Raw genomic sequence first — 12,342 nt, forward strand, 5'->3', positions numbered from 1 at the left:
GCATCGCTTTCTCCATTATTTTTTTCTTTTTTTTTTTACAAGCAGAAGACGGAATACGAGTGCTGCGCATGTCTCGTGGGCTCGGAGAGGTGTATAAGAGACAGGGGCTGGCGTTCAGCGGGCCGGGCGTCTTCGGGCACCGCTACGACAACCCGACGGCCACCGAGCAGACGGTGCTGGGCGTGTACCGGCCGCGCCTGGTGCTTTCGGAGCAGGATGCCGCCGGGAGCGCGGAGCCCATGGGGCAGGGCACGCTGTACTACCTGCCCGAGTAGACTCCGGACGGCCAAGCGACGGGGGCGGGAGGGTGTGCTAGCTCTAGGGGCGCCTCGCTCTTCAAGGACGCATCGGATGACCCTGGACCGGCGGATTCAGCTTTTCTTGGTGCTCGCGGGGCTGTTCATCACCTCGCTGGTGGTGGGCGACATCATCGGGGTGAAGCTGTTCGAAGTGCACCTGGGCCCGGTGGTGGCGGTGATGTCGGTGGGGATGTTGCCGTTCCCGGTGACGTTCCTGCTGACGGACATCCTCAACGAGTTCTACGGCAAGAAGGTCGCGCGGTTCGTGACGTGGGTGGGCTTCTTCATGGCCATCTTCACGTTCGTGATTGTCACGCTGGCGGGCCAGATTCCGTGGGCGCCGATGACGGAGGCGAAGGACTACAGCGGGACGGTGGCGGCGTCGTTCAACAACGTGTTCGGCGGCTCGCAGCGCATCCTGATGGCGTCGATGGTGGCGTACCTGGTGGCCCAGTTCCTGGACATCTCGGTCTTCAACCTGCTCAAGCGCGTGACGAACAACCGGATGCTGTGGCTGCGCGCCACGGGCTCCACGGTGGTGTCGCAGCTCATCGACACGATGGTGGTGCAGTTCATCGCCTGGACGGGCGTGCTGCCCCAGGACGTCATCTTCCGGATCATCTTCACCTCGTACGCGGTGAAGCTGCTGGTGGCCATCGGCCTGACGCCGCTCGTCTACCTGGGGCACGCGCTGGTGGAGCGCAAGCTGGGCATCGCCCCGGTGGTGCTGGGGGAGGACGGTGAGCCGGTGAACCTCTCACCCAGCGGCACCGAGCCCCCGCCCGCCCCCGCGGCCTGAACGCACGGCCTCAGCGGACGCCTAGAGGGCGTTGCACTGGGTAGAGGTGCTCACGCAGGTGCCGGTGTTCAGGCAGCAGATCTGCGTCGAGGTGCAGTACGTGGTGTTGGAGATCTGGCCCGTGGCAGGGTCCATGATCCCGCAGGCCACGCCATCCGGTGGCGTGGGCCGACACGCGGAGTTGATGCAGCTGTAGCCCGTGCGACAGCCGCTGTTGTCCTGGCAGTACTGGAGGTCCTGCTCCACCGACGCCGTCTCCGGCGAGGCGCTCTCCTCCACACCGCCACAGCCCGCGAGCGCACCGAAGCCCAGCGCAGCGAACATCACCAACCCACGCAGCTTGCTCATGCTCATCCCGATGTCCTTGGAAAGGGGGGACATCGAGTCTAGGAGGCCGGGCGTCGCAATCACAATCCGACCCCGGCCCACACCGTGTTTCAGCGAGCGTTCGGCGCCGGGTGCTTGAGCACCTGCATCGTGCCGCGCGTGACGCCGAACTGCTCGTGCACCGCCGCGCGCTTCACCGCCTCCGCGGGCGACAGCCGGCCCGCGAGCAGCTCCTGATACGCGGCCAGCACGCGCGTGGCCTCTTCACGCGTCTCGCGCACGAACTCCACGCGGAACCTGCGCACGCCGCGCTCCAGCAGCCGGGGCACCAGCGACGCCGCGCTCTGCGCCTGCGCGTTGAACACCGTGTTGCGGCACCCCACGTCCACGATGACCGGGTGCTCCAATCCCAGCCGGTCCTTCAGCGCGATGGCGTGCTTCTCACACGGCCGCCCGCAGGCCTTGTAGTCGCGCCCGTTGGACAGCGTGTGTGAATACACGCAGTGCTCCGTGTGGAACGTCGCGATGTGGTGGTGCAGCGCCACCGCGAACCGGTGCGCCGGCGCCTGCTCCAGGAGCGCGAAGAGCTGCTCCGAATCCAGGTCATGCGACACCGTCAGCGTGTCCAACCCCAGGCTCAAGAGGTGCGCCGCCGTCAGCGAGTTCGTGACGTTGAGCGAGAAGTCCCCGTGCAGCACCGGCCGCGAAGCCCCCGCTGGCTGCTCCAGGAAGTGCATCATCGCGCCCCAGTGGCGCACCAGCACCGCGTCCGGCCGCAGCCGGTCCAGGCGCGTGTCGTAGCCCTCCTCGCCCGGCTTCTGCACGCGCACCGTGGCGATGGTGACGCGCAGCCCCGCCGCGCGCGCCCGCTCCACCGCCTTCTGGAGCCCCACCAGCTCCATCCAGTCCAGCTCCACCTCGCGCAGGCCCGCGGCGATGACCGCCTCCAGCTGCGCGTCGTTCCGGCACAAAGGCAGCAACCGGGGCGCGTCCTCCGCCGGCCGCGACGCCACCTTCGCCAGCAAGGCCTGCCGCACGCCGGACTCCACCGGCTCCGTGCTCACGGTCCGCGCGGGGCCGCGCTCCACGTCCGCCGTCAGCTCCGCCACCAGCTGCCGGCGCAGCGCCTTCAGCTCCGACACCGGCAGGTGCAGCCCTGGCGCCAGCCCGGACGCATCCAGCGCCGCCAGGTGGAACGACGTGCCGCCCAGCGCGGCCAGCTTGTCCTTGAGCAGCGCCGCGTCCACGCCCGCGCCCCGCGACGGCGCGAGCAGCGTCGTGCCCACGGCCTCGCGCGTGAACCGCCCGGTGCTCATCCGCACACGCAGCGGCGTGCCCTCCGCGCCGGACACCCACAGCGACAGCGGGATGCGGCCCTCCGGCTCACCCTCCGCGAGCAGTTCCCCCGTGCGCCGCGCGAGCGCGGGGTCGCTGTTCAGCCACACGCGCTGCCCCGGCGCCACGCGGCCCAGGTCCGGCCCGGGATGCCCGAAGCCCAGCACCCACGCGTCGCCCTCGCGCTCCACGCGGAAGATGGGGCCGCCCGGCTCGTGCTTGTCCTCCGGCGCGCCCGCGTCGAACACCACGCCCATGCCCGGACGCGGATCCACGTCCGCGGGGTCGGGCTCGCCCGTGAGCGGCGCGGACACATGGCCCGCAGGGGCCTCCGGGCGCTCGTCGCCCAGGCCCAGCGCGCCGGTCCACGGCCGGTCGTCCGGCACCACGAGCACATCCTTGCCCGCCACCGCGTGCACGCGGCCCAGGTACAGCCCGCGGTGCTTCGGGAAGCGCCCCTCCACCAGCGTCTGGTGGTCGGACCCCGCCAGGAACCCGTGCGAGAACCCCCGGCTGTACGACAGCGACATCTCCGCCAGGTCCTTCGCCAGCCGCGCGCCGTCGGGCTTCCCCGCCATCACGCCGTCCAGCCAGCGGCGATAGCCCTGCACCGTGCTGGAGACGTACTGCGGCCCCTTGAGCCGGCCTTCAATCTTCAGGCTGTGCACGCCGATGTCCGCCAGCTCCGGCACCGCGCGCACGCCCGCCAGGTCCTTGGGGCTGAGCAGGTACTTCACCTCGCCCAGGTCGCGCGTCTCGCCGTCCACCACCAGGTCGTACGGCAGCCGGCAGGACTGCGCGCACTGCCCCCGGTTGGCGGACCGGCCGCCCCAGGCCTCGCTCGTGAGGCACTGGCCGCTCCACGACATGCAGAGCGCGCCGTGGATGAAGACCTCCAGCTCGATGTCCGTCTGCGACGCCAGCCGGCGGATCTCCGCCACCGACAGCTCGCGCGGCACCACCATGCGCGTGAAGCCCAGGCCCGTGGCGAACCGGGCGCCCTCCGCGCTGGACAGCGTCATCTGCGTGGACGCGTGCAGCTCCAGCTGCGGGCACACCGCCCGTGCCAGCAGCGCCACCGCCGGGTCCTGCACGATGAGCGCGTCCACGCCCGCCTTCGACACGCCGCGCAAGAGGTGCTCCACCACCGGCAGCTCCGGCTCGAACACCAGCGTGTTCAGCGTCACGTAGGCCCGAGCGCCCGCCCGGTGGATGAGCCCCACCGTCTCCGGCAACCGCTCGAGCGAGAAGTTCTCCGCGCGGGCGCGCGCGTTGAAGCCTTCATCAAGCCCGAAGTAGACGGCGTCCGCGCCACTGGCGAGGGCGGCACGCAACGACTCCAGGTCACCGGCGGGGGCGAGGATTTCGGGGCGTCGGGGAGACATGTTTCCCTAACTACCATGCCTACCCCGACTGCTCCCGGGTTGATGCCCGTCTTCCCACCGGGCGGGCGTCCGTCACATCGGCCCCACCTGATTCCAGTCCAACCCACTGCGTCGTGGGTGGTTGGCGCGACAAGGATTCCAGTGGCAAAGGTATATCCACTGAATGTTTGTCTTTGAACAGGGCGGTGATATTTCTGCCAGCCGGCGCGCAGGGCAGGCACCCGCGAATGGCGGGTGGGGGATGCCATCAAGAACCGCGCGCCCACTTCCGAAAGGATTCTCAATGCAGCGCGAGCAGGTGTCGGGGGCGCGCTCCGCCTCTGGACGGCTGGAAGCGGTGGATGCCATGCGGGGCACGGTGATGCTGCTCGTGTTCCTGTCGCACTTCGCGGATGCGTATCTCTATCCGCTGGGCGGTGAGGCCGCGCACCTGCGCGAGCGGATGAACCTGCTGACGATGATGGCCACGCCCGGCTTCATGGTCATCAGCGGCCTGATGCTGGGGCTCCTGCACTCGCGCAGCCGCGACTTCGGACCGCTGCGCAAGCGGCTCCAGCGCCGCGGCCTGTTCCTGCTCACCGCGGGCCACCTGCTCATCGTGCCCACCTGCCGCTTCTGGGCGAACGAATCGTTGTACCTGCTGCGCATCCTGCCGGTGACGGACACCATCGGGCTGGCGCTGCTCGTGGGGCCGTGGGTGGTGACGCGGCTGAACGGCCGGGCCCGCGCGGCGCTGGGCCTGGGGCTGTTCGCGCTGAGCTGGACGGTGAGCCTGTGGTGGTGGCCGGAGTCGGCCGTGGCGCGCACGCTCAAGGAGGCCTTCTTCGGCCAGCGCGAGCTGTCCGTGATGCTCTCCACCTTCCCCGTGGTGCCGTGGCTGGGCGTGTACCTGGTGGGCAGCATGTTCGGCGAGTGGCTGGGGACCTGGGGCCGCGCGGACGTGAAGGGCGTGGGCCGGCGCTTCGAGTTCGTGGGCCTGGGCATCGCCGTGGGCGGAGCCGCGCTGGTGGTGCTCCACATCGCGGTGCGCCACTTCTGGCACGGCGCGGGCTTCGACACGCTGATGGCGCTCACGTCGCAGGCGCAGAAGTACCCGCCGGGGCCCGCCTACGTCGCGCTCTATGGCGGCACGGTGCTCGCGCTGATGGGCTTGCTGATGCGCGCCGAGCAGGCCGGCTATCTGTCGCGCTACCTGAAGGCGGCGAGCGTCATCGGCCGTCACTCGCTGCTCGCGTTCGTGCTCCAGTTCTACGTGTACTACGTGGGCCTGTACCTCCTGCGGCTGCACTACACGCCGCTGTGGCCGCTGCTGTTCGTCTTCACCGCCGGGCTCCAGTGGTGCGCCCTGTACGCATGGGACCTGCGCGACCGCGCCAGGGAGGCCTCCACGCGCCTGCCCGCGGGCGTGCCGGTGTCCGGCGCTCGCTAAGGAGGCCGGGCAGGGGAGCGAGCGAACCCACGCCGGGTGGCGGACCGCGGACCGAGTCCCCACCCTTTGGCGCAGGAGGTCGTGATGCTCGAGGTCGTCGTCTACATGAAGCGCACCTGCCCCTATTCGCGCCAGGCCATGGACCTGCTCAACGAGAAGGGCTGCGAGTTCCAGAAGGTGGACATCGCCGCGGACGAGAAGCGGCGCGAGGAGATGATGGAGCGCTGCGGCCGCCACACGGTGCCGCAGATCTTCATCGCGGGCCGCCACGTCGGCGGCTGCGATGACCTGTACGCGCTGGAGGAGCGCGGGGAGCTGGATGCGCTCCTCGGCCGCGAGGCCCGGGACTCCTCCGTGCCCTGACGTCGTCATCCGTTGTCGTGCCCGGGCCGTGCCCTCCTTCTGGAGGACGCGGCCCGCGTGTTTCCAGGGCAGCGGCGTCGTCCCCCCGGGCAGTGGCCGTGACAGGCCCGGCGGCGGAACTTGTCGCGCCCTTGGGACGGGGCCTCCCGGGTGGGAGCCTTGAAGCCCGTCCTGCGCGCGGTGCCCACTCTCCGGCACATTCGCGGGCCCCTGTCGCCAGGCCCAACCGCGCGGATTCACATTCCTGACCGGCTGCCCGGCAACCAGGCGTCGGAGATGTCCAGGGCTGACGGGGAATGCGTGGCACGCGTGTTCCCGTTGCCGGCCGACCCCGCGAGCGCACCCCCGCGCCGTGAACCCCACGAGGAGCCCACATGCGCTTCCGCCTGACCCTGACGAGCTTCGTCTGTGCCACCGGGATGCTTGCTGGCATCGTCGGCTGTACCGGCAAGGTCGAACCCGCGCCCGCGACAGCCACGCCTCCGGGCACGTCCGCGCCTCCTGTCGTCACCTCGCCCCAGCGGCCCCAGACACCGGCCGACGCGGGCACGGTCCCCGGTGTGGACGGCGGGGTTGCCACGGCGGACGGTGGAAGCACGCCCACGGATCCGCCCACCGACCCGGTGGATCCACCGCCCACGGAGCCACAGGAGCCCGAGCCTCCGCCTCCCGTCGAATCGCAGTACACGCGCGTGCTCTGGGTGTCCCCCAGCGGCAACGACTCCGCGGCGGGCACGCAGAGCCTGCCCCTGCGCACGGTGGCGCGCGCGCTGTCCCTGGTGAAGCCCGGTGAAGCGGTGTTCCTCCTGTCCGGAACGTGGCGCGAACACGTGCAGCTGACGGAGCGGCAGGGCACGGCGGCCAAACCGCTGACGCTCAGGGCCGCGCCGGGCGCCACGGCCATCCTCAAGGGCGGCTCCATTGGCGAGACGGCGCTGGTGGACGTGAGCGGCGCGTACTGGAACATCCAGGGGCTCACGGTGGACGTGGGCGGCGAGCACACCTTCGCGGTGATGTGGCGTGGCGCGGGCGCTCACCACGGCGTGCTCAAGGACAGCGTCCTGAAGAACGGCACGGAGGGCGCGGGCGCCTACGTGACGGACAAGGCGCACGACGTCCTCATCGAGAACAACGACATCTCCCACTTCGACCAGGGCGAGGTGGACAGCCACGGCGTCGCGGTGCAGACCTCCGCGAGCAACGTGGTGGTGCGCGGCAATGACATCCACCACAACTCCGGCGACGGCGTGCAGTGCCTGGGGCCGGAGGGTGGCGCCACCAACCCGGGCACGCCGTTCGACAACCTGCTCGTGGAGGACAACCGGCTCCACGACAACCGGGAGAACGGCGCGGACATCAAGACGTGCACGCACGTCACGCTGCGCGGCAACACCATCTACAACCACCGCGCCGTGTCCACCGCCGCGGGCGAGGGCGTCATCGTCCACATGTCCCCGTCCGACGTCACGCTGGAGGACAACGTCTTCTACGCCAACGCGCGCGCCATCCAGATTGGCGGCAACCGCGAGGGCGCGCCCCCCACGCGCGTCATCCTCCGCCGCAACCTCGTCCACGACGGCCTGGGCGAAGCGGACGGCGAGGAGGGCACCGGCATCCGCGTGGACGCGTCCGTGGACGTGAAGGTGCAGCACAACACCGTGTGGAACCTGAGCGGCGCGTGCCTCATCTTCGGCGCGGGCTCCAACGGGTCCAGCCAGGGCCTGGACGTGCGCAACAACATCTTCGCCGGCTGCGGCACCGCCGCGCGCGGTGGCTCGGGCCGGAGCGGCGCGGTGATGGACGGCAACCTGTACTACCGGAGCGGCGGCGCGGTGGCCTTCAACCTGGATGGGGCCACCGTGAGCCTGGCGGACTGGCGCTCGAAGGCCGGCCTGGACAAGCGTTCCCAGGAGCGCGCCCCCGCCTTCGTGGACACGGGCGCGGACGACTACCAGCTGGCGGCGCAGTCCCCGGCTCGCGAGGCGGGCCTGTCCCTGGGGCTGCCCTTCTGCGGGGCGGCGCCGGACCAGGGCGCCTTCGAGTCAGGCTGCCCCTGACCCCCGGGGTTGTGTAGACTCCGGCGCCCCTCGCTCCGGAGTCCTGCGCCCCGTGTCGGCCCCGTCGGAACCCGCCTTCGGCATCGTCCTGGTCCCCCCGGGGTCGGTGGCCCGCGAACCCCTGAACGCCTCCGCCGAACGCGCGGGCCTGCGCGTGGTGGACGACCCGGACGACGCCTCGCTGGCGCTGGTGGACCTCACCGCGCCCGGCTGCGGCCCCGCCGTGGTGGAGCTGCTCACGTCCCTCAACGGGCCGCACCTCACGCTCATCGCGGTGGTGTCCCCGGAGCCGCGCGGCTTCGCCGCCGTGGACACGCTGCGCCCCGCGGACATCGTCACCCACCAGGGGCTGCCGCACGAGCTCACCTGGCGCCTGCAGCGCGCCGCGGAGCGCCACCGCGAGCGCGAGGAGCAGGCCCGCAGCCAGACGGACCTGGCGCTGCTCCTGGAACTCACCGCCGACTACGCGGAGAGCTCCGACGTGGAAGCGCTCCTGCACGGCGTGACGCGGCGCCTCGCGGAGCAGCTGGACATCGCACGCGCCACGCTGGTGATGGTGGGCGGCGGCGTGGACGAGGGCGTCATCGTCGCCGCCAGCGACGACCCGGGCATGAAGGACCTGCGCATCGACCTGGCGCGCTATCCCGAAATCCGCGAGGTCGTGCGCACCGGCAAGCCCGTCGTGATGCAGGAGGCCGCCACGCACCCGCTGCTGGGCGACCTGGAGCGCCGGGCCGTGGCCGCCCGAGGCATCCACGCCATCGCCGCGCTGCCCCTGCCCATCCGGGGCCAGGTGCGCGGCGTGCTGCTGTTGCGCGCGGCCGGGCGCAGGCGCGCGTTCAGCACGCGGGAGATCGACTTCCTCACCACGGTGGCCCACGCGACGGCGGTGGCGCTCAGGAGCGCGTCGGTGCTCCAGTCCGTGCAGACGGCGCGGCTGGCGGCGGAGGAGAAGGCCGCCTCGTTCAAGCCCTACCAGCTCTTCTTCGCCCACGTGAGCGAGGGCGTGGCCATCCTCGACGACGAGGCCGCCGTGCTGTCGCTCAACCCTTCTGGCGCGTCCATGCTGGACACGACCGCCAGCGAGGCCCGGGGCAAGCACCTGAATCAAATCACGCAGCCGGTGGACGACGGCGTGCTGATGGAGCTGGTGACGTCCGCGTCGCGCGGCGAGGCGCGCATGGGCGTGGACGTGGTGGTGCGCACGCCCGCGGGCCGCTGCCTCACGCTGTCCATGTCCGCCGCGCCGCTGCGCGACGAGGACGCGGCCACCATCCTGTCCTTCCGCGACGTGACGCACGCGCGCAAGCTGGAGGACGAGCTGCGCAACACGAAGGACTTCCTGGAGCGGCTCATCGACTCGTCGGTGGACGCCATCATCGCCGCCGACCTGAAGGGGCGCATCATCCTCTTCAACAAGGGCGCGGAGGCCATGTGCGGCTACACCGCGCAGGAGGCCCAGGAGAAGCTCAACGCGCTCCAGCTCTACCCGCCCGGCGTCGCCCAGCGCATCATGGCGCAGCTGCGCGGGCCGGACATGGGCGGCAAGGGGCGGCTGTCGCTCACGCGCCAGGAGCTGATGCACCGCTCCGGTGAGCGCGTGCCCGTGAACATGACGGCCTCCATCGTCTACGAGGGCGGCCGTGAGTCCTTCACCGTGGGCATCTTCACGGACCTCCGGGACCGGGTGCAGCTGGAGCGCAAGCTGTCGGACGTGGAGACGCGGCTGGAGGAGAGCGAGAAGAACGCCGTCATCGTCGCGCTCGCCGGCACCGCGGCCCATGAGCTCAACCAGCCCCTCACCTCCGTGATGGGCTACGCGGAGCTGCTCAAGCGCAAGCTCAAGGAGGAGGACTTCGCCTACAGGCCGGTGGACATCATCTACCGCGAGGCGGAGCGCATGGCGGAGATCGTCCGGAAGATCGGGAAGATCACCCGCTACGAGACGAAGTCGTACGTGGGGGCACAGCAGATCCTCGACCTCGACAAGGCCAGCTCCCATGAAGAGTGAGGTCCGCGCCGTGCGTCCGTCCGGAACCCTGGCCCCCGACGCCTTCCAGGCCTTCTTCGACGCGCTCGACGAGCCCGCCGCCGTCTGCGACGTGTCCCTGCGCATCGCGGCCGTGAACCCCGCGCTGCGCCGCTTCTGCGCCGAGCACGACATCAGCGTGGACGTGCTGGCGGAGGCCCTGGCGAGCGCCGTCGCGCCGGAGGACGGGCAATCCCACGAGGTCGACCTCGTGCTCCAGAGCGGCACCTCGCTGGTGCTCGCCCTGTCGCGCCGCGCGGACACCGTGGCGGTGCGCGCCCGCGTGGACACGGAGGTCATCAGCGGCCGGCTGGTGGTCGCGGAGCGGGCCCTGCTGGAGCAGGCGCGCACGGAAGGCGTGCTCCTGGACCTGGGCCGCAGCGTGGCGGAGGCCGGCGGCGAGGAGGAGCTGGTGGCCGCGGTGGCGCGCGGCGTGAAGGAGCTGTTCCCCGGCCGCGCCTTCTGCATCCGCATCGTGGACGCGCGCTCCGGCGGCCTCACGTCGCTCTACGCCGAAGGCCGCCTCAAGGAAGGCGCGCACGAACCGCTGGTCCTCTTCCAGCGCTCCGTGGAGAAGACGAACCTGACCGTGACGGCGCTGCCGCAGGGGCGGGTGTCCATCTCGGAAGAGGTGCCGCTGCTCTTCCACGGCAGCACCCGCGCGGTGAGCGCGCCCCTAGTCGCGAGCGGCCAGCTCTTCGGCGCCATCAACATGGAGTACCCGGAGGGGCTGGACGCGGACCCCGCGCACGACGAGCGCGTGCTGCTCCAGCTGGCCAGCCAGGTCGCCGTGGCGGTGAAGAACGCGAAGCTCATCGACGAGCTGACGTTCGTGCGCAAGTACCTGGAGGAGCTGCTGGAGAAGGCCAACGCGCTCATCCTGGTGGTCAACCGGGACAAGCAGGTCGTGGTCTTCAACCAGGCCCTGAGCGCGCTCACCGGCCTCACCAAGGAGCAGGTGCTGGGGCGGGACCTGTCCTCGCTGGTGGCGGCCAGCGAACAGCTGCGGCTCGCGCCCGTGCTGGCCGCGGCCATGCGCGGCGAGTCCGTGAACAACTTCGAGACGCGCCTGCTCACCCGCGACGGCGGCGAGGTGCGCGTGTCCTTCGCCACCTCCTCCATGCTCACCCAGCCCGGGGAGGTGGAGGGCGTCATCGCCATTGGCCAGGACGTCACGGTGGTGAAGGAGCTGGAGAAGCGCATCATCCACGCGGAGAAGCTGGCCTCCATCGGGCAGCTGGCGGCCAGCGTGGTGCATGAAATCAACAACCCCATGACGGCGGTGGCCACCTACGCGGACGCGCTCCTGCAGCGCTCGCGGATGACGCCGGGCGCGAACCCCGCGGACCAGGAGAAGCTGAAGAAGATCCTGGAGAGCAGCCACCGCATCCTGCGCTTCACCCGCGACCTGGTCAGCTACGCGCGGCCCGCGCAGGACCGGCCGGAGCGCGTGTCGCTCAACGCCGTCGTGGACATGGCCGTGGGCTTCTGCGAGCACGTCGTGTCCCAGGCCCGCGTCAGCGTGCAGCGCGAGTACGCGAGCGACGTGCCGCCCCTGGCCGCCGTGCGCGCCAACCTGGTGCAGGTGTTCGTCAACCTCATCACCAACGCCTGCCACGCCATGCAGCCCGGGGGACTCGTGTACCTGAGCACGGTGCAGGAGGGCACGGAGGCGGTGGTGCGCGTGCGCGACACCGGCACCGGCATCGAGCCGCGCAACCTGTCGCGCATCTTCGAGCCCTTCTTCACCACCAAGCCCGAAGGCCGCGGCACGGGCCTGGGCCTGTCCATCTGCCAGGGCATCGTGGAGAACCACGGCGGGCGCCTCACCGTGGAGAGCGCGCTGGGGCAGGGCACCACCTTCACGGTGCGGCTGCCCCTGGCCACGGACTGAAGCTCAGCCCTCGCCGCCCTCGTCGTCCAGCTCGCGCCGGAACTCCTCGTTCGTGAGCAGGCCCTTGCGCGCCATGATGCGCATGAGGGCCCAGAAGCGGCGCTCCAGCTCCTCCAGCCGGTCCGGCTCCTCGCGCGCCGCCTGGCCGAAGAGGTAGTCCAGGTCGTCCAGCACGCCGCCCCCGGATGACGGCGCCCGCGCCTTGCCCTTGTCCCCCGTGCCCGCACCCGCGCCGCCGCGCTTGCGCTTCGCCTGCTCCTCGCGCTCGCGGATGAGGTCCGCCAGCGACGTGCGCTGCGTCTTCTCCGCCGCCGGCAGCTCCTCGCCGACGATGACCTCCTCGTCGTCCTCCACGGCCGGGCGCGCGGGAGGCGGAGCGGGTCCTGTCTCTTATACACCTCTCCGAGCCCACGAGACATGCGCAG

General features: G+C 70.9%; 9 protein-coding genes and 1 pseudogene. 7 read left to right on the forward strand and 3 right to left on the reverse strand.

The window, feature by feature from the left end; genetic code table 11:
• Positions 1–68 precede the first annotated feature (68 nt).
• Together D7W79_RS29150 and D7W79_RS29155 are read left to right on the forward strand one after the other, a co-directional pair.
• Positions 69–275 carry a hypothetical protein gene (locus D7W79_RS29150; RefSeq protein ID WP_208729867.1) on the forward strand — a complete coding sequence of 69 codons (207 nt, stop codon included), beginning with the start codon at positions 69–71 and terminating at the stop codon, positions 273–275.
• A 76-nt stretch (positions 276–351) separates the two neighbouring features.
• Entirely contained in the window at positions 352–1,098 is a 747-nt protein-coding gene (locus D7W79_RS29155; protein ID WP_120528654.1) for a queuosine precursor transporter, read from the forward strand.
• 21 nt (positions 1,099–1,119) lie between these two features.
• Here the strand turns inward: D7W79_RS29155 and D7W79_RS29160 are convergent, their stop codons facing one another.
• Both D7W79_RS29160 and D7W79_RS29165 read right to left on the reverse strand, forming a co-directional pair.
• On the reverse strand, positions 1,120–1,479 hold the full coding sequence (locus D7W79_RS29160) for a hypothetical protein (protein WP_208729868.1): 360 nt from the start codon (positions 1,477–1,479) through the stop codon (positions 1,120–1,122).
• A gap of 56 nt (positions 1,480–1,535) precedes the next feature.
• Positions 1,536–4,145 (reverse strand): U32 family peptidase, encoded by a 2,610-nt coding sequence (locus tag D7W79_RS29165; RefSeq protein WP_120528656.1) that lies wholly within the window; start codon positions 4,143–4,145, stop codon positions 1,536–1,538.
• Between the two features lie 283 nt (positions 4,146–4,428).
• Between D7W79_RS29165 and D7W79_RS29170 the strand changes: the two genes are divergently transcribed.
• From D7W79_RS29170 to D7W79_RS29190, 5 genes are all read left to right on the forward strand, one after another.
• Positions 4,429–5,574 carry a heparan-alpha-glucosaminide N-acetyltransferase domain-containing protein gene (locus D7W79_RS29170; RefSeq protein WP_158617076.1) on the forward strand — a complete coding sequence of 382 codons (1,146 nt, stop codon included), beginning with the start codon at positions 4,429–4,431 and terminating at the stop codon, positions 5,572–5,574.
• An 84-nt stretch (positions 5,575–5,658) separates the two neighbouring features.
• Complete coding sequence (gene grxC, locus D7W79_RS29175; protein WP_120528658.1) at positions 5,659–5,937, forward strand: glutaredoxin 3; 279 nt, start codon at positions 5,659–5,661, stop codon at positions 5,935–5,937.
• Between the two features lie 374 nt (positions 5,938–6,311).
• Positions 6,312–7,994: a right-handed parallel beta-helix repeat-containing protein gene (locus D7W79_RS29180; RefSeq protein ID WP_120528659.1), complete on the forward strand. Its 1,683-nt coding sequence runs from the start codon at positions 6,312–6,314 to the stop codon at positions 7,992–7,994.
• A 52-nt stretch (positions 7,995–8,046) separates the two neighbouring features.
• Positions 8,047–10,005 (forward strand): PAS domain S-box protein, encoded by a 1,959-nt coding sequence (locus tag D7W79_RS29185; protein ID WP_171437965.1) that lies wholly within the window; start codon positions 8,047–8,049, stop codon positions 10,003–10,005.
• Entirely contained in the window at positions 9,995–11,917 is a 1,923-nt protein-coding gene (locus D7W79_RS29190) for an ATP-binding protein (protein WP_120528660.1), read from the forward strand. The genes D7W79_RS29185 and D7W79_RS29190 overlap by 11 nt, the downstream gene beginning before the upstream one ends.
• Positions 11,918–11,920: 3 nt before the next feature.
• On the opposite strand, the pseudogene D7W79_RS29195 reads toward D7W79_RS29190, so the two are convergent.
• A pseudogene (locus tag D7W79_RS29195) lies at positions 11,921–12,295 on the reverse strand (GspE/PulE/PilB domain-containing protein); the annotation flags it as partial.
• Positions 12,296–12,342: the final 47 nt, after the last annotated feature.

Origin of the sequence: Corallococcus exercitus, from assembly GCF_003611585.1 — a bacterium.
Lineage (GTDB): Bacteria > Myxococcota > Myxococcia > Myxococcales > Myxococcaceae > Corallococcus > Corallococcus exercitus.

Excerpts from the sequence above, each read along its gene's own strand:
- D7W79_RS29155 (WP_120528654.1), top strand. The coding sequence starts at position 352 with ATGACCCTGGACCGGCGGATTCAGCTTTTCTTGGTGCTCGCGGGGCTG.
- D7W79_RS29170 (WP_158617076.1), top strand. The coding sequence starts at position 4,429 with ATGCAGCGCGAGCAGGTGTCGGGGGCGCGCTCCGCCTCTGGACGGCTG.
- D7W79_RS29150 (WP_208729867.1), top strand. The coding sequence starts at position 69 with ATGTCTCGTGGGCTCGGAGAGGTGTATAAGAGACAGGGGCTGGCGTTC.
- D7W79_RS29180 (WP_120528659.1), top strand. The coding sequence starts at position 6,312 with ATGCGCTTCCGCCTGACCCTGACGAGCTTCGTCTGTGCCACCGGGATG.
- D7W79_RS29160 (WP_208729868.1), bottom strand. The coding sequence starts at position 1,479 with ATGTCCCCCCTTTCCAAGGACATCGGGATGAGCATGAGCAAGCTGCGT.
- grxC (WP_120528658.1), top strand. The coding sequence starts at position 5,659 with ATGCTCGAGGTCGTCGTCTACATGAAGCGCACCTGCCCCTATTCGCGC.
- D7W79_RS29165 (WP_120528656.1), bottom strand. The coding sequence starts at position 4,145 with ATGTCTCCCCGACGCCCCGAAATCCTCGCCCCCGCCGGTGACCTGGAG.
- D7W79_RS29190 (WP_120528660.1), top strand. The coding sequence starts at position 9,995 with ATGAAGAGTGAGGTCCGCGCCGTGCGTCCGTCCGGAACCCTGGCCCCC.